Below are 302 nucleotides of genomic sequence, written 5' to 3' on the forward strand. Positions count from 1 at the left end.
TCGCCATCGACGTCGGTGTCGTTCGCCAGCACACCCGGCAGCGAGATCACGAGGCTCGTATCCTCGTCCGTGACATAGCTGTCGTCCGCCGCCACGGGGTCGTCGTTCACCGCATTCACGGTGAGGGTCACCGTCGCGGTGTCCGTCCCGCCGTTGCCGTCGTCGACAAGGTAGGTGAAGCTGTCCGACCCGTTGAAGTTCGCATCCGGCGTGTACGTGAACGACCCGTCCGGGTTCAGGCTCAGCGTCCCGTTCGACGGGCCCGTCGCGACGACGCTCGACAGCGTGTCGCCATCGATGTC

Annotated in this window: 1 protein-coding gene; it reads right to left on the reverse strand. The window is 65.9% G+C overall.

The features are described from left to right. On the reverse strand, window positions 1-302 hold a 302-nt coding region (locus P1K30_RS23910; RefSeq protein ID WP_275635248.1), incomplete at both ends, for a cadherin-like domain-containing protein.

The sequence above is a fragment of the Psychromarinibacter halotolerans genome (genome assembly GCF_029168315.1).
GTDB classification, from domain to species: Bacteria; Pseudomonadota; Alphaproteobacteria; order Rhodobacterales; family Rhodobacteraceae; genus Psychromarinibacter; species Psychromarinibacter halotolerans.